This window comes from Streptomyces sp. NPDC048270, from assembly GCF_040652335.1.
Lineage (GTDB): Bacteria > Actinomycetota > Actinomycetes > Streptomycetales > Streptomycetaceae > Streptomyces.
In genome coordinates this window covers 1-15,230 of the sequence record NZ_JBEZLV010000056.1, presented here as the reverse complement: position 1 = coordinate 15,230, position 15,230 = coordinate 1, and the positions used below count along the sequence as shown (strand labels likewise).

The following is a 15,230-nucleotide window of genomic DNA, read 5'->3' as shown; positions in this document are numbered from 1 at the left end:
CCCGATGAGCCAGGCGGCACAGAACCTGAACTGGTTGATCACCAACTTCGTGGACAACACCCCTGGGGTGTCCCACACCGTGGTGGTCTCCGCCGACGGACTCCTTCTGGCGATGTCCGACGGGTTTCCGCGCGACCGCGCGGATCAGCTGGCGGCCGTTGCCTCCGGACTGACCTCGCTGACCGCCGGGGCCTCCCGCATCTTCGAGGGCGGCGCCGTCAACCAGACCGTGGTCGAGATGGACCGGGGGTTCCTTTTCCTCATGTCCGTCTCGGACGGATCCTCGCTCGCGGTGCTCGCGCACCCCGAGTGCGACATCGGCCTCGTCGGCTACGAGATGGCCCTTCTGGTGGATCGCGCGGGCAGTGTCCTGACCCCGGACCTGCGCGCCGAGCTGCAGGGAAGTCTTCTCAACTAGCAGACAGGCAGTGCGTTTCGCGCCATCGCACCATAGGGTGCGGTGGCGCGGTTCCACAGGGAGTACTGCGTTCTTGGAGTCGGAGGAGGAAACGTGACAACACCCGGAGGTCATCCTTATGGCGGCGCTCAGCAGCCGCAGGGTGGGCAGCACGACCAGAACCGCTTCAACTTTCCCTCTGCTCCCAGCCGGCCCGTGCCGGAGCACAACCCCTACCAGCAGCAGCCGTACGGCCAGCCTCAGCAGCCTCAGCAGCCCCAGATGCCTCATCAGCAGCAGCCTCCGCGCGCCGCGCGTCAGCCGGCTCCGAAGGCCCACAACCCGCTGGTGCGCCCGTACGCGATGACCGGCGGCCGTACTCGGCCGCGCTACCAGCTCGCCATCGAGGCGCTGGTCAGTACCACGGCCGACCCCGCGCGGCTGCAAGGGCAGTTGCCCGAGCACCAGCGCATCTGCCGTCTGTGCCAGGAGATCAAATCCGTCGCGGAGATCTCGGCACTCCTCTCCATTCCTCTTGGTGTCGCCCGCATCCTCGTCGCCGACCTGGCGGAGGCGGGCCTTGTCGCCATTCACCAGCCCGGCGGCGACGAGTCTGCCGGCGGCCAGCCAGATGTGACACTGCTCGAAAGGGTGCTCAGTGGACTTCGCAAGCTCTAACGGCGGAGCGGCTCGCTCCACCACCTCCGCGAAGATCGTGGTGGCGGGCGGCTTCGGCGTGGGCAAGACCACGTTCGTCGGCGCGGTCTCCGAGATCAACCCGCTGCGCACCGAAGCCGTCATGACCTCCGCCTCGGCGGGCATCGACGACCTCACCCACACCGGTGACAAGACGACCACCACGGTCGCGATGGACTTCGGCCGCATCACGCTGGACCAGGACCTGATCCTGTACCTCTTCGGTACGCCGGGCCAGGACCGCTTCTGGTTCATGTGGGACGACCTCGTCCGCGGCGCCATCGGCGCCGTCGTGCTCGTGGACACGCGCCGCCTCGCCGACTGCTTCCCCGCCGTCGACTACTTCGAGAACAGCGGCCTGCCGTTCGTCATCGCCCTCAACGGCTTCGACGGCCACCAGCCCTACACCCCGGAGGAAGTCCGCGAGGCCCTGCAGATCGGCCCGGACGCCCCCATCATCACCACCGACGCCCGCCACCGCGCGGACGCCAAGAGCGCGCTCATCACGCTCGTGGAGCACGCCCTCATGGCGCGCCTGCGCTAGCGCCGGGCCCTCCCCCGCAGAACACGCCGTGCAGGCCCCCGTGTCGGACGACACGGGGGCCTTCCGCGTTGCGCACGGACCGGCCCCACGCGAAAGGCCCCGCACCCTGGGGGGTGCGGGGCCTTCTCGGCTTCGGGGCTCAGCCCTGCCAGCTGTGCGGGGCGCGGAAGCCCGGGGTGCGCTCCAGGCGGCGCCAGCCGGCCTGGGACCGGGGGGCGGGGACGGTCTCGGGGGTGGCGGCGGCACGGGCGAGCAGGATCGCGGTGATCGCGGCCAGCTCCTCGGGCTCGGCGTTGCCCTTTTCGACGCGCAGCAGGGTGTCGGTGCTCATCGGTGGCTTGTCTCCTCTACTGCGGCGGGTTGCCGTGCTTGCGGGACGGCAGGTCGGCGTGCTTGTTGCGGAGCATCGAGAGCGCGGCCACGAGGGTCTCGCGGGTCTCGGCGGGGTCGATGACGTCATCGACGAGGCCGCGCTCGGCCGCGTAGTACGGGTGCATCAGCTCGGCCTTGTACTCCTTGACCATGCGGACGCGCATAGCCTCGGGGTCCTCGGCGTCCGCGATCTGCTTGCGGAAGATGACGTTGGCGGCACCCTCGGCGCCCATGACGGCGATCTCGTTGGTGGGCCAGGCGTAGGTGATGTCGGCGCCGATGGACTGGGAGTCCATGACGATGTACGCGCCGCCGTAGGCCTTGCGCAGGATCAGCGAGATCCGCGGGACGGTGGCGTTGCAGTACGCGTACAGCAGCTTGGCGCCGTGGCGGATGATGCCGCCGTGCTCCTGGTCGACGCCCGGCAGGAAGCCGGGGACGTCCAGCAGCGTGATGATCGGGATGTTGAAGGCGTCGCACATCTGGACGAAGCGCGCGGCCTTCTCGGAGGCGTGGATGTCCAGGACGCCGGCGAGGTGGCCGGGCTGGTTGGCGACGATGCCGACGACCTGTCCGTCCATCCGGGCCAGGGCGCAGATGATGTTGCGGGCCCAGCGCTCGTGGATCTCCAGGACGTCGCCCTCGTCGACGAGCTCCTCGATGACCTTGAGCATGTCGTACGGGCGGTTGCCGTCGGCGGGCACCAGGTCGAGGAGGACCTCGGAGCGGCGGTTCGCCGGGTCGCTCGTCTCGTGGACGGGCGGGTTCTCGCGGTTGTTCGAGGGCAGCATCGAGATCAGGTAGCGGACCTCGGAGATGCAGGTCTCCTCGTCGTCGTACGCGAAGTGCGCGACGCCCGAGGTCTCGGCGTGCACGTCCGCGCCGCCGAGGCCGTTCTGGGTGATCTCCTCGCCGGTCACCGCGCGGACCACGTCCGGGCCGGTGATGAACATCTGCGAGGTGTCCCGGACCATGAACACGAAGTCCGTGAGGGCCGGGGAGTAGGCGGCGCCGCCGGCGCAGGGGCCCAGCATGACCGAGATCTGCGGGATGACGCCCGAGGCCCTGGTGTTGCGCTGGAAGATGCCGCCGTAGCCGGCGAGGGCCGAGACGCCCTCCTGGATGCGGGCGCCGGCGCCGTCGTTGAGGGAGACCAGCGGGGCACCGGCCGCGATGGCCATGTCCATGATCTTGTGGATCTTCGTGGCGTGGGCCTCGCCCAGGGCGCCGCCGAAGATGCGGAAGTCGTGGGCGTAGACGAAGACCGTGCGGCCCTCGACCGTTCCCCAGCCGGTGATGACGCCGTCGGTGTAGGGCTTCTTGCCCTCCAGGCCGAAGCCGGTCGCGCGGTGGCGGCGGAGCTGCTCGACCTCCTTGAAGGAACCTTCGTCGAGGAGCAGCGCGATGCGCTCGCGGGCGGTCAGCTTGCCCTTGGCGTGCTGGGTCTCGGTGGCGCGGTCACTGGGGCCGCGCCGCGCCTGCTCGCGCAGGGAGTGCAGCTCGGCCACGCGCCCACGGGCGTCCGTCGGCTCGCTCGGGGTCTGGTCCACAACGGTCATGTACCGACCTTACGAAGATCGCGATGAAAAACCTCCGTTCATTCCGCACAGTCTCGGGAGTCTTCCGCTGTCCGGCCCGCACAGTACGGCCGGAGGAACCAAGGACTCCGCCAGAGGAGACCTTCGTCCTTTGTGCTCCTCCGACAAAAAAGCCCGACACGGGGGCTAGAAGTTGAAAATTAAACGGAATAGGTCTAGCGTCGTTCTCGTTGAAGTCGTTGAAGATTCAACAGAAACTTTCGAGCCGCTACCAAGGAGCACGCCATGGGCCTCTTCACCCGCCGCAGCCAGGACACCCTCACCGCCACCGCCCCGACGGCCGTGGACCCGGCGCTCGCCGCCCTCACCGGCGCCTACGCCATCGACCCCGCGCACAGCAGCATCGGCTTCACCGTCCGCCACGCCATGGTCACCAACGTCCGCGGCAGCTTCGACTCCTTCGAGGGCAGCCTGCACCTGGACGGCAGCGACCCGGCCCGCTCCACGGCCTCCATCGACGTGACGATCGGCTCGGTCAACACCGGCATCGCCGACCGCGACGCGCACCTGCTGGGCAGCGACTTCTTCGACGCCGAGCTCTTCCCGCTGATGACCTTCCGCTCCACCCGGGCCGCGCAGCTCGGCGGCGACGCGTACCGCATCACCGGTGAGCTCACGATCAAGGACGTCACGCGCCCGCTCTCCATCGACCTGGAGTTCACCGGATCCGCCAAGGACGTCTACGGCAACGAGCGCGTCGGCTTCGAGGGCTCCGCCGAGATCCTGCGCTCCGACTGGGGCCTGACCTGGAACGCCGCGCTGGAGGCCGGCGGTGTGATGGTCAGCGACAAGGTGAAGCTGGGCTTCGACATCTCCGCCATCAAGCAGGCCTGACCGGTACCTCCGCGGCCCACCGGGGGCGGCTACCAGCCGCCCCCGCCGTCGAATCCGCCACCGCCGCCGAAGTCCCCGCCGCCGAAGTCGGACGGGTTGAAGTCCGCTCCGGAGACGTCCCCGCCCTCGAAGCCGCCGCCCATGCCGCCGCCGAGGTCCGAGGCGTAGGCCGGGCTGGACATCATCGAGCCGAGCATCGTGCCCATGAGCAGGCCGGGCAGCATGCCACCGCCGAAGTAGCCGCCGGCCCAGGGGCCGTAGGCCGGGCCCGCGTCGTAGTAGGGGCGCGGCCCGTGCTCCGTGTCGACCGTGCGGACCGCCGGGTCCAGGCCGTCGCGCAGCCGGACGGCGTCCGCCGCGCAGACCGGGACGGTGCGCGGGGCCCCGCCGGCCGGAGCCCATGAGGCGTCCTCGGTGCTGGGGCCGTGCCGCGGGTCGAAGAAGCAGGGCGAACGGCGCTCGGGCAGCGGCCTGCCCTGCCGGCGCGCGTCCAGGGTGGCCAGGGCGAAGCGGCCGTCCTCCAGGGCCTGCGTGACCCCCGTGACCTCTTCCGGGTACCGCACGGAGCCCATGATCTGCTTGGCCTTCTCGTACGAGTCGAGCCCCTGCTCGTAGTCCCTGCGCATGGCGTCGTCGGCGCCGGGCTCGCCGGGGTGGAAGTCGAGGCGCTCGAGCTCCTCGCCGAAGGCCGTGATGTCCTCCTCGACGACCACGCCGAGGCGCTCGACGGCCTCGCGCCGGGCCTCCTCCTTCTTCCTGCGGTTGCGGCGGACCAGCACGTACGCGCCGCCGCCGCCGACCACCGCCACCGCGCCGAGCGCGACCAGGCCCGCGACCGGCGCGCCGTCGTCCTCGCCGACGCTCCCCCAGGAGGCCGGGGCGCCGCCCTTGACCTGGGTCAGGGCCTGGTCCACGAAGTTGTTCAGCTGCGTGCTCGCGTCCACCGGCCCGCCGGTCTTCACGGCCTCGGAGAGGTTGTGCACGGCGTTGGCCGGCATCACCGCGCGGTCCGCGCCCGCGTTGAAGCCGTCGCCGAGCCGGACCGCGTAGAGGCCGGTGATCCCGGTCTCGGCACGGACGGCGCCGAGCACCTTGTCCTGCGGGAACTCGCCGCCGGCCGGCAGCACCGCGACGAACACCGGCTTGCCCGCGTCCTTGATCTTCTGCGCGAGCGCGTCCGCCTCCGCCTTGGGGAGCTGCGCCTCGGCCCGGGGGTCGACGTAGACGGGGCCCCGCTTGAGGGCCTCCGCCACGGCGGCGACCCCGTTGGCCGCCGACGCCTGCGGCGCGGCCGCCAGGGCGGCACCCGACAGCGCCAGCAGCAGACCGGCGAGCACCGATCCCATACGTACGGATATCAGCCTGGTCCTCATATCCATGACGCTACCCGAACCGGTACTTTCCTGTGTGAGCTGGACATAAGCCCATCACAGCCCCGGCCCGGAAGCCGGCCCCGTCCCGGTGGGGACTACTCCGCCGGCTCCACGCCCGCGTGCAGGAGCCCGTAGGTGAAGGCGTCCTCCAGGGCCTGCCAGGAGGCCGCGATCACGTTCGGGGCCACCCCGACCGTGGACCACTCGCGCACGCCGTCCGTCGTGGCGACCAGCACGCGGGTCGTGGACTCCGTGCCGTGCGTGCCCTCCAGGATGCGGACCTTGTAGTCGACCAGCTCGAACTTGGCGAGCTGCGGGTAGAAGCGCTCCAGGGCCACCCGCAGGGCCCGGTCCAGGGCGTTGACCGGGCCGTTGCCCTCGGCCGTGGCGACGATCCGCTCGCCCTTGGCCCAGAGCTTGACCGTGGCCTCGTTGGCGTGGGTGCCGTCCGGGCGGTCCTCGACGATCGCCCGCCAGGACTCGATGCGGAAGTACTTGCGGGCCCGGCCCTCGGCCTCGGCGCGCAGCAGCAGCTCGAAGGAGGCGTCGGCGGCCTCGTACGTGTAGCCCTTGAGCTCGCGCTCCTTGACCCGCTCCACCACCCGGGAGATCAGCGCGCGGTCCCCGCCGAGGTCGACGCCGAGCTCCTTGCCCTTGAGCTCGATCGAGGCACGGCCGGCCATGTCGGAGACCAGCATGCGCATGGTGTTGCCGACGCGCTCGGGATCGATGTGCTGGTAGAGGTCCGGGTCGACCTTGATGGCCGAGGCGTGCAGGCCCGCCTTGTGCGCGAACGCGGAGACGCCCACGTACGGCTGGTGCGTGGAGGGCGTGAGGTTGACGACCTCGGCGATGGCGTGCGAGATCCGGGTCATCTCGGCGAGCGCGCCCTCGGGGAGCACCGTGCGGCCGTACTTGATCTCCAGGGCGGCCACGACGGGGAAGAGGTTCGCGTTGCCGACGCGCTCGCCGTAGCCGTTGGCCGTGCACTGCACGTGGGTGGCGCCCGCGTCCACGGCGGCGAGGGTGTTGGCGACGGCGCAGCCGGTGTCGTCCTGGGCGTGGATGCCGAGGCGGGCGCCGGTGTCCGCGAGGACGGTCGCGACGGTAGCGGTGATCTGGGCGGGCAGCATCCCGCCGTTGGTGTCGCAGAGGATGACGACGTCGGCGCCGGCCTCGTGGGCGGTGCGCACCACGGTCTTGGCGTACTCGGCGTTGGCCCGGTAGCCGTCGAAGAAGTGCTCGCAGTCGACGAAGACGCGGCGGCCCTGGGCCACCAGGTAGGAGACCGTGTCGCGGACCATCTCGAGGTTCTCGTCCAAGGTGGTGCGCAGGGCGAGTTCGACGTGGCGGTCGTGGGACTTGGCCACCAGCGTGATCACCGGGGCGCCGGACTCCAGCAGGGCCCGCACCTGCGGGTCCGCGGCGGCCGTGCCGCCCGCCCGGCGGGTCGCGCCGAAGGCGACCAGCTGGGCGTTCTTGAAGTCGATCTCGGCCCGGGCCCGTGCGAAGAACTCGGTGTCGCGGGGGTTGGCGCCGGGCCAGCCGCCCTCGATGAAGCCCACCCCGAAGTCGTCCAGGTGCCGGGCGATCGTGAGCTTGTCGGCGACCGTGAGGTTGATGCCTTCGCGCTGGGCGCCGTCGCGCAGCGTGGTGTCGAAGACATGGAAGCCGTCGTCGAGGACCGCTGCTGCCGCCTCTGGTGTCGTCGTCATGCTGATCTGACTCCTGTCGGATGAGTGGTTCCGGATGCCCGCCAAAGGGGCAGGCCACCGTCACTGCCCCCATCATCGCGCGCGGTCGGGCCCCGGCAGGGTCGGGCCGGGAAACGAAAAAACCCCTCGCGGGTAGCGAGAGGTCTGCGCGCGGGTCCGAGGCACGGCGGCCGCTTCCGCGAAGTTCTTCCGCGGTTCAGCGGCCACTGGGGACCGGCGCGCTGCTGGCGATAATCATGAGCTGAGCAGGCACGCTCGCAGTGTGCCACACCGGCCGCCGAGCATGGACGCCGATCTCACCATGCGGGCACGGTCCTCAGCGGTGCGGGGCGAGGGACTCCGTGAGGAACTCGCGTACGTGGTCCAGGATCGCCTCCCGGTCCAACGTCGGCAGGCCCACCGCCAGCTGGATGCTGAAGCCGTCGAGCAGGGCGCGGATGCGGGCCGCCACGCGGTCGGGGTCCACCGGGCGGAACTCGCCGCGCGAGACGCCCTCCGCGAGCAGCGCCACCAGGTCGCGGTGCCAGGCGCCCTCGATGGCGGCCTGGCGGTCGCGCTCCTGGGGGCCGGCGTTCTGGGACCGGTTCCAGACCTCGAGCCACAGCGTCCAGTGCGGGTCGCGGGGCTGCGTGGGGACGTAGAGGTCGACGTACGCCCGCAGGCGCTCGCTCACCGGCCCGCGGCGGGAGAGCAGCGCCCGCCGCGCCGTGCCCAGTTCCGCCTCGCTCCACTCCAGGGTCTGCAGCAGGAGCTCGTCCTTGCTGCGGAAGTAGTAGAGGAGGTGGCCGCTGCTCATGCCGACCTCGCGGCCCAGTCCGGCCATGGTCAGGCCTTCCAGGCCGCGTTCGGCGATCGTGGCCATGGCGGCGACGAGTACGTCCTCGCGCGGGGGCGCGTTCTTGCGCGCCGCCCGTACCGGTACTCCACCCGCCGCCATGGCCCACTCCTCGTCGCTCCGCGCCGGTCCCGGTCCTCAGACCTTCGGCTGCTGCTGGGTGATGCAGTGGATTCCGCCACCCCCGGCGAAAATCGTACGTGCGTCAACGAGTGTCACGGTCCGCTCGGGGAACAGTCCGCGGAAGATCTCGGCGGCCTCCTCGTCGCGCGGGTCGTCGAAGGAGCACAGCACGACACCGTCGTTGCACAGGTAGTGGTTGATGTACGAGTAGTCCACCCACTCCCCGTCCTCCTCCAGCACGGTCGGCGCCGGGATCTCCACGACCTCCAGCCGCCGGCCCCGGGCGTCCGTGGCCGCCCGCAGGAGGGCGGCGATGGTCTTGCACCGCTCGTGGTCGGGGTGGGCCGGGTCGGGCTGGGTGTGCACCATCACCACGCCGGGTCGGGCGAAGGCGGCGACGATGTCCACGTGTCCCTGGGTGCCGTAGGTGCCGTAGTCGCCGGCCAGGCCGTACGGCAGCCAGATCGCCTTGGTGGTGCCGAGGTGGGCGTGGATCTCGGCCTCGACCTGCCGGCGGGACCAGCCGGGGTTGCGGCCCTCGCCGAGCTGCACGGTGTCGGTGAGGAGCACGGTGCCCTCGCCGTCGACATGGATGGCGCCGCCCTCGTTGACGAGCGGGGTGCTGTACGTACGGGTGCCGGCGACGTCGGAGACGTGTCGGGCGACCTTGGAGTCGTGCTCCCAGCGGGCCCATTCCTGGGCGCCCCAGCCGTTGAAGGTCCAGTCGACGGCCGCCAGCTCCCCGGCGTCGTTGGTGACGAAGGTCGGGCCGATGTCGCGCATCCAGGCGTCGTCGAGCTCGCGCTCCACCACCGTGAGCGGGTGGCCCTCGCCGGCCCCGGCGATCGCGCGGGCGTTCTCGGCGTCGCCGGGCGGTACGACGAGCGTCACGGGCTCGTACGTGCGCACCGCGCGGGCCACGGCGCCCCAGGCCTCGCGGGCCTCGGCGAGCTCCTGCTCGTTGGTGAAGGTGGGGTTGGGGCTGGGCCAGGCCATCCAGGTGCGCTCGTGGGGCGTCCACTCGGCGGGCATCCGGAAACCGTCGTTCACGGGCTGTGCAGTCATGGCAGGGAAGTCCTTACAGGAAGTACAGGCGGTTCAGGGAGACCGATTCGGCGGCTTCGGAGCGCAGCGGTTCCCCGTCGAGGGAGACCAGGCCGCTGCGCGCGTCCACATCGACCGCGCCCACCCGGGAGTTGAGGAGCAGGTCCCCCGGGCCGATGCCGCGGGTGCCGCGGACGGCGACGCGGCGCCGGCGGGTCGGCATCTCGTCGCTGCCGAGGGCTGCCGCGGCGGCCGAGACGAAGGCGACGGAGATGTCGGCGGCGGTGGCTCCGTACGAGCCGAACTGCGGGCCGAGGACCAGCGGTTCGCAGGTGTCGGTGGCCGCGTTGGGGTCGCCGGTGACCCCGTACGCCGGGAAGCCGGACTTCAGGACCAGCTGCGGCTTGGCGCCGAAGAACTGCGGGCGCCACAGCACGATGTCGGCGAGCTTGCCGACCTCGATGGAGCCGATCTCGTGGGCCAGGCCGTGGGCGATGGCCGGGTTGATGGTCAGCTTGGCCATGTAGCGCAGGACGCGTGCGTTGTCGTCGCCCTCGCCGTCGCCTTCCAGCGGGCCCAGTTCGCCCTTCATCTTGGCGGCCATGGCGAAGGTGCGGCGGATGGTCTCGCCCGCGCGGCCCATGCCCTGGGCGTCGGAGGAGGTGATGCCGATCGCGCCGAGGTCGTGCAGGACGTCCTCGGCCCCCATGGTGCCGGCGCGGATCCGGTCGCGGGCCATGGCGGCGTCGCCCGGCAGGTCCGGCTTGAGGTCGTGGACGGAGACGATCATGCCGTAGTGCTCGGCGACCGCGTCCCGGCCGAAGGGGAGGGTGGGGTTCGTGGAGGAGCCGATGACGTTCGGCACGCCCGCCATCTTGAGCACGTTCGGCACGTGCCCGCCGCCGCAGCCCTCGATGTGGAAGGCGTGGATGGTCCGGCCCTCCAGCACCCGCAGGGTGTCCTCGACGGAGAGGCACTCGTTGAGGCCGTCGCTGTGCAGGGCGACCTGTACGTCGTACTCCTCGGCCACGCGCAGGGCGGTGTCCAGGGCGCGGGTGTGGGCGCCCATGTCCTCGTGGACCTTGAAGCCCGAGGCGCCGCCCTCGGCGAGCGCCTCGACCAGCGGGGCGGCGTCCGAGGAGGAGCCGCGGGCGAGGAAGCCGATGTTGACGGGCCAGGCGTCGAAGGCGTTGAAGGCGTGCTTCAGCGCCCACGGGGAGTTGACGCCGACGCCCCAGACCGGGCCGAACTCCTGGCCGATGACCGTGGTGACGCCCGCGGCGAGCGAGGCCTCCATGATGCGCGGGGAGAGCAGGTGGACGTGGGTGTCGACGGCTCCGGCGGTGGCGATCAGGCCCTCGCCGGAGACGATCGAGGTACCCGTGCCGACGACGACGTCGACCCCGTCGAGGGTGTCCGGGTTGCCGGCCCGGCCGATGGCGTGGATCCGGCCCTCGCGGATGCCGATGGAGACCTTGCGGATGCCGAGGACGGCGTCGATCACCAGGACGTTGCTGATCACGACGTCGCAGGTCTCGCGGACGGCGGCGGCCTTCAGGTGCAGGCCGTCGCGGGCGGTCTTGCCGAATCCGGCCAGGAACTCGTCGCCGGGCTTCTGGGCGTCGTGCTCGACCCGGACGGTGAGCCCGGAGTCGCCGAGCCGCACCCGGTCGCCGACGCGGGGGCCGAAGACGGAGGCGTACTCGTGCGGGTCGATGTGCCGGCTGCCCGGCGCGCAGTGTGCGCTGTGGTCGCTGTGCGGGGTCTGCCTGCTCACGCCTGCTCTCCGTCCGCTCGCTCGGTGCCGTCGGCCGGTCCGGCCGGTGCGGCGTGGGGGGTGGGGGAAGCCGGGTCGGTGCCCGACGGGCCGGCGCCCTCGGCGGACGCGCCCAGGTAGCCGCACGCCGCGGCCCGGGCCAGCGCGAGCGTCTTGGCGCCCGGGGCGTCGAGGGGGCCGTCGACCAGGCCCGCGAAGCCGATCGCGATGCGGGCGCCGCCGATCGGGACGAGTCCCACCTCGCCCTCGCCGTGCGGGTCGAACCGTACGGAGGAGCCCGCCGGCACGCACAGCCGCATCCCGTAGGCCGCGGCGCGGTCGAAGTCGAGGCGCGGGTTGGCCTCGAAGAAGTGGAAGTGCGAGGTGACGCTCACCGGCACGGGGGCGGTGTTGCGCACGCGCAGGTGCAGCACCGGCTCGGGCTGGGGGACGCCGGGGCCGGTGACGACCGCCCCGGGGGCGTCGTCGCCGAGCGGCACCGCGCCCTGGATGGGGGACGAGACCACCGCGAGCCGGGAGCCGTCGTCGAAGACGGCCTCCACGTGCACCTCGGTCACCACGTCGGCCACGCCCGGCATGACGTCGCCGGGGCCCAGCACGCTGCGGGCCTCCTCGATGGCCTCCGAGAGCCGCTTGCCGTCGCGCGCGGCCTCGCAGACCGTGTCCGCGATCAGCGCGGTGGCCTCCGGGACATTGAGCCTCAGGCCCCGGGCCCGCCGGGCCCTGGCCAGTTCCGCTGCGCTGCGCAGCAGCAGCCGGTCGCGCTCCGTAGGGGTCAGCCGCACGCCGATCCACCACCTCTTGAGTCGATGGGTTAGAGCATCACTCTAACTCTTCATTTCCCGTCAATGAAGCATTGACCTGGGACCAGGCCTTAGGTCACATTGAGTGTCGCTCAAAGAAAAGCGGAACCACCCCCGCCCTGCAAGGGAGTCCCCCCATGCCCATCGAACAGCGCGGAGTCGACACCATCCCCGAGGAGGAGCGGACGAGTGGCCCGCGTGACCTGATCGCGATCCTGCTCGGCTCCAACCTCTGCCTCGGCGTGATCGTGTTCGGCTGGCTTCCCCCGTCCTTCGGGCTCGGGCTGTGGCCCTCCGTCACCGCCATCGTGACCGGCACCCTCGTCGGCATCGCCTTCACCGCGCCGCTGGCGCTGGTCTCCCTGCGGACCGCCACCAACCTCTCCACCTCCAGCGGCGCCCAGTTCGGCGTCCGCGGCCGTCTCGTCGGCTCGGTCGTCGGCCTGCTGCTGTCGCTGGGCTACACCGCCCTCACCCTGTGGATCGGCGGCGACGTGATGGTCGGCGTGCTGTCGCGGCTCACCGGGCTGCCGGACACCGGCGTCTCCCGCGGGGTGATGTACGGGGTGCTGGCCGCCTGTACCGTCGTCGCGGCCGTCTTCGGCTACCGGCTGCTGCTGCGCATGAGCAAGGTCCTGTCCATCGGCATGGTGCTGCTGCTCGCCGCCGGCGTCTTCGCCTACGCCCCCGAGTTCACCACCGCCGCCCCGCCGGACACCGAGTACCTGCTCGGCTCCTTCTGGTCGACCTGGCTGCTCGCCGCCGTCGCGGCCGGCCTCAGCGGGCCCGTCGCCTTCATCACCCTGCTCGGCGACTACACGCGCTACATCTCCCCGCGCAGGCACAGCTCCCGCAAGGTCCTCGGGGCCACCGGCCTCGGCCTGCTCGTCGGCCTGCTGATACCGCAGCTCTTCGGCACCTTCACCGCGCTCGCCGCCCGGGCCGGGGCCGACTACGCGGGGCCGCTGGTCGAGGCCGCGCCGTTCTGGTACCTGGTGCCGCTGCTCGCCGCGGCCGCCGCCGGCTCGGTGGGCAACGCCGGGCTGATGCTGTACTCCATGGGGCTCGACCTCGACGCGATCGTCCCCCGGGCCACCCGCACCACCGCCACGGTGATCGCCGCGGCCGTCGCCACCGCCTTCGTCTTCGTCGGCTCCTTCGAGTGGGACGTGCAGGCGGCGATGACCTCCTTCGTCCTGCTGCTGACCGCGCTCGGCACCCCGTGGGCCGTGATCACCCTCATCGGCCACCTGCGCTGCGGCGGCCGGTACGACGCCGACGCCCTCCAGGTCTTCAACCGCCGCTCGGTGGGCGGCGCCTACTGGTACCGCGGCGGGTGGAACGCGGCCGCCACCGCCTCCTGGGCCATCGGCGCGGGCGTCGGCCTGCTCGCCGTGACCACCCCGTTCTACGAGGGTCCGCTGCTCGCCCTGACCGGCGGCGTGGACTGCTCCTTCGTCCTCTCCGGCCTGGCGGGCGGGCTCGTCTACGCGGCCCTGACCGCCCGCACCTCGCCGGCGCCCGCCCCGGCCGAGGAGCCGGCGACGGCCTGAGCCCACCGGTGCGCACGGCCGCCGCCGGGCCCGCGCGCCCGTGCCCCGTACGCAGCAAGGCCCGCGCTCCCCGTTTCAGGGGGGCGCGGGCCTTCGTACGTACGACGCGGGGGCTTCCGGATCAGCCCAGCGGGTGCATCCAGCCGTGGGTGTCGGCGGCGTGGCCGGTCTGGAGCTCCAGAAGGGCCTTGCGCAGCCGCATGGTGACCGGGCCGGGCTGCCCGTCGCCCTGGACCCAGTCGGCGCGCTCGGACTTGACCGAGCCGACCGGGGTGATGACGGCGGCGGTGCCGCAGGCGAACACCTCGGTGAGGGTGCCGTCGGCGTTGCCGCGCTGCCAGTCCTCGGTGGTGATCCGGCCCTCTTCGGCGGTGTAGCCGAGGTCGCGCGCGATGGTGAGGAGGGAGTCGCGGGTGATGCCGGGCAGGAGGGAGCCCGTGAGCTCCGGGGTGACGATGCGGTCGCCGTACACGAAGTACAGGTTCATCCCGCCCATCTCCTCGATCCAGCGGTGCTCTACGGCGTCGAGCCAGACCACCTGGTCGCAGCCGTGCGAGGCGGCCTGGGCCTGGGCCACGAGGGACGCCGCGTAGTTGCCGCCGGTCTTGGCCGCGCCGGTGCCGCCCTTGACGGCCCGGACGTACTCCTCGGAGAGCCAGACGGAGACGGGCTTGACGCCGCCGGGGAAGTAGGCGCCGGCGGGCGAGGCGATGACGATGAAGAGGAACTCGTTGGCCGGGCGGACGCCGAGGCCGACCTCGGAGGCGAACATGAACGGCCGCAGGTACAGGGAGGCCTCGCCGGAGTCCGGAACCCAGGCGCGGTCCTGCTGGATGAGGGCGTCGCAGGCCTCGATGAACAGCTCGGCGGGCAGCTCCGGCATGGCCATGCGGCGGGCGGAGGCCTGGAAGCGCTCGGCGTTGGCGAGCGGGCGGAAGGTGGCGACGGAGCCGTCGGGCTGGCGGTAGGCCTTGAGCCCCTCGAAGATCGTCTGCGCGTAGTGCAGCGTCATGTTCGCCGGGTCGATCGACAGGGGCGCGTAGGGGACCAGCTCGGCGTCGTGCCAGCCGCGGCCCTCGGTCCACTTGATCGTCACCATGTGGTCGGTGAAGTGGCGGCCGAAGCCGGGGCTGGCCAGGATCGCCTCGCGCTCCGCATCGGACAGCGGGTTCGAGGAGGGCTTGAGCTCGATCGTGGGCGTCGTCATGAGTGCTTGTCCTTCACCGGTTGTGTATGGCGGACCGCGCTCACGGCGTACTAGGACGTCCGAGCTTCCCCGCATTCCGCGGCCTCGCGTTCGATTATCGCGCGCGGAGCGGCTTCGGAGAAGCGGGGTAGCGGCCCAGGGGAGATGGTGGCACCCGGGGCCGCACAGGAAAAGCCGCCGGGTCCCGTATGTGACCCGACGGCTTCCTGGAGTGGTGCTGCCGGGTCAGCCGGCTACGCGTGCGGCGAGGGCGTCGCCGATCGCGTCGGTGGAGCGGAAGGTGCCGTCGCGTTCGGCGAGGTCGGCGGTGACGGCGTCTTCGATGCGCAGGGCCTGGGCCTGGTGGCCGAGGTGGCGCA

At 71.7% G+C, this 15,230-nt stretch carries 14 protein-coding genes and 1 pseudogene; 5 read left to right on the top strand and 10 right to left on the bottom strand.

What is annotated here, in order from left to right; all coding sequences use genetic code 11:
- Window positions 1-4: 4 nt before the first annotated feature.
- The 3 genes from AB0D66_RS31000 (at window position 5) to AB0D66_RS30990 (ending at window position 1,637) form a co-directional block, all read left to right on the top strand.
- The gene (locus tag AB0D66_RS31000) at window positions 5-418 is read left to right on the top strand and encodes a roadblock/LC7 domain-containing protein (RefSeq protein ID WP_030037347.1); all 414 of its coding nucleotides are present in this window, start codon (window positions 5-7) and stop codon (window positions 416-418) included.
- A 93-nt stretch (window positions 419-511) separates the two neighbouring features.
- Entirely contained in the window at window positions 512-1,075 is a 564-nt protein-coding gene (locus tag AB0D66_RS30995) for a DUF742 domain-containing protein (protein WP_362310544.1), read from the top strand.
- A complete protein-coding gene (locus AB0D66_RS30990) occupies window positions 1,056-1,637 on the top strand; it encodes an ATP/GTP-binding protein (RefSeq protein WP_037792108.1) in 582 nt (193 codons plus the stop codon). Before AB0D66_RS30995 ends, AB0D66_RS30990 begins: the two co-directional genes overlap by 20 nt.
- A 139-nt stretch (window positions 1,638-1,776) precedes the next feature.
- Here AB0D66_RS30990 and AB0D66_RS30985 read toward each other — a convergent pair whose 3' ends face one another.
- A complete protein-coding gene (locus tag AB0D66_RS30985) occupies window positions 1,777-1,968 on the bottom strand; it encodes an acyl-CoA carboxylase subunit epsilon (RefSeq protein WP_069922094.1) in 192 nt (63 codons plus the stop codon).
- A 16-nt stretch (window positions 1,969-1,984) separates the two neighbouring features.
- The gene (locus AB0D66_RS30980; protein ID WP_069922093.1) at window positions 1,985-3,568 is read right to left on the bottom strand and encodes an acyl-CoA carboxylase subunit beta; all 1,584 of its coding nucleotides are present in this window, start codon (window positions 3,566-3,568) and stop codon (window positions 1,985-1,987) included.
- A gap of 264 nt (window positions 3,569-3,832) precedes the next feature.
- Between AB0D66_RS30980 and AB0D66_RS30975 the strand changes: the two genes are divergently transcribed.
- Complete coding sequence (locus tag AB0D66_RS30975; protein ID WP_362310543.1) at window positions 3,833-4,441, top strand: YceI family protein; 609 nt, start codon at window positions 3,833-3,835, stop codon at window positions 4,439-4,441.
- Between the two features lie 29 nt (window positions 4,442-4,470).
- Here the strand turns inward: AB0D66_RS30975 and AB0D66_RS30970 are convergent, their stop codons facing one another.
- The 6 genes from AB0D66_RS30970 to ureA all read right to left on the bottom strand — a co-directional run bounded on the left by AB0D66_RS30970 (window position 4,471) and on the right by ureA (window position 12,093).
- A complete protein-coding gene (locus tag AB0D66_RS30970) occupies window positions 4,471-5,814 on the bottom strand; it encodes a hypothetical protein (RefSeq protein ID WP_362310542.1) in 1,344 nt (447 codons plus the stop codon).
- A 95-nt stretch (window positions 5,815-5,909) separates the two neighbouring features.
- Entirely contained in the window at window positions 5,910-7,529 is a 1,620-nt protein-coding gene (gene cimA, locus AB0D66_RS30965; RefSeq protein WP_362310541.1) for a citramalate synthase, read from the bottom strand.
- Between the two features lie 316 nt (window positions 7,530-7,845).
- Entirely contained in the window at window positions 7,846-8,466 is a 621-nt protein-coding gene (locus tag AB0D66_RS30960; RefSeq protein WP_361753256.1) for a TetR/AcrR family transcriptional regulator, read from the bottom strand.
- Between the two features lie 36 nt (window positions 8,467-8,502).
- Window positions 8,503-9,552, bottom strand: coding sequence for an agmatine deiminase family protein (locus AB0D66_RS30955; protein ID WP_362310540.1), 1,050 nt, complete (start codon window positions 9,550-9,552; stop codon window positions 8,503-8,505).
- A gap of 13 nt (window positions 9,553-9,565) precedes the next feature.
- The gene (locus AB0D66_RS30950) at window positions 9,566-11,248 is read right to left on the bottom strand and encodes an urease subunit alpha (protein WP_362310552.1); all 1,683 of its coding nucleotides are present in this window, start codon (window positions 11,246-11,248) and stop codon (window positions 9,566-9,568) included.
- A gap of 56 nt (window positions 11,249-11,304) precedes the next feature.
- Window positions 11,305-12,093: an urease subunit gamma gene (gene ureA / locus AB0D66_RS30945; RefSeq protein ID WP_362310539.1), complete on the bottom strand. Its 789-nt coding sequence runs from the start codon at window positions 12,091-12,093 to the stop codon at window positions 11,305-11,307.
- A 155-nt stretch (window positions 12,094-12,248) separates the two neighbouring features.
- Here ureA and AB0D66_RS30940 point away from each other — a divergent pair, with 155 nt between their 5' ends.
- Complete coding sequence (locus AB0D66_RS30940) at window positions 12,249-13,664, top strand: cytosine permease (RefSeq protein ID WP_362310538.1); 1,416 nt, start codon at window positions 12,249-12,251, stop codon at window positions 13,662-13,664.
- A 121-nt stretch (window positions 13,665-13,785) separates the two neighbouring features.
- Here AB0D66_RS30940 and AB0D66_RS30935 read toward each other — a convergent pair whose 3' ends face one another.
- Both AB0D66_RS30935 and AB0D66_RS30930 read right to left on the bottom strand, forming a co-directional pair.
- Window positions 13,786-14,871, bottom strand: coding sequence for a branched-chain amino acid aminotransferase (locus tag AB0D66_RS30935; RefSeq protein WP_362310537.1), 1,086 nt, complete (start codon window positions 14,869-14,871; stop codon window positions 13,786-13,788).
- A 225-nt stretch (window positions 14,872-15,096) separates the two neighbouring features.
- Window positions 15,097-15,230 (bottom strand): annotated as a pseudogene (locus AB0D66_RS30930) (3-isopropylmalate dehydrogenase); the annotation flags it as partial.

Coding starts and splice junctions, on each gene's coding strand:
- AB0D66_RS30960 (WP_361753256.1), bottom strand. CDS start 8,466: ATGGCGGCGGGTGGAGTACCGGTACGGGCGGCGCGCAAGAACGCGCCC.
- AB0D66_RS30955 (WP_362310540.1), bottom strand. CDS start 9,552: ATGACTGCACAGCCCGTGAACGACGGTTTCCGGATGCCCGCCGAGTGG.
- AB0D66_RS30940 (WP_362310538.1), top strand. CDS start 12,249: ATGCCCATCGAACAGCGCGGAGTCGACACCATCCCCGAGGAGGAGCGG.
- AB0D66_RS30985 (WP_069922094.1), bottom strand. CDS start 1,968: ATGAGCACCGACACCCTGCTGCGCGTCGAAAAGGGCAACGCCGAGCCC.
- AB0D66_RS30970 (WP_362310542.1), bottom strand. CDS start 5,814: ATGAGGACCAGGCTGATATCCGTACGTATGGGATCGGTGCTCGCCGGT.
- AB0D66_RS30975 (WP_362310543.1), top strand. CDS start 3,833: ATGGGCCTCTTCACCCGCCGCAGCCAGGACACCCTCACCGCCACCGCC.
- cimA (WP_362310541.1), bottom strand. CDS start 7,529: ATGACGACGACACCAGAGGCGGCAGCAGCGGTCCTCGACGACGGCTTC.
- AB0D66_RS31000 (WP_030037347.1), top strand. CDS start 5: ATGAGCCAGGCGGCACAGAACCTGAACTGGTTGATCACCAACTTCGTG.
- AB0D66_RS30980 (WP_069922093.1), bottom strand. CDS start 3,568: ATGACCGTTGTGGACCAGACCCCGAGCGAGCCGACGGACGCCCGTGGG.
- AB0D66_RS30935 (WP_362310537.1), bottom strand. CDS start 14,871: ATGACGACGCCCACGATCGAGCTCAAGCCCTCCTCGAACCCGCTGTCC.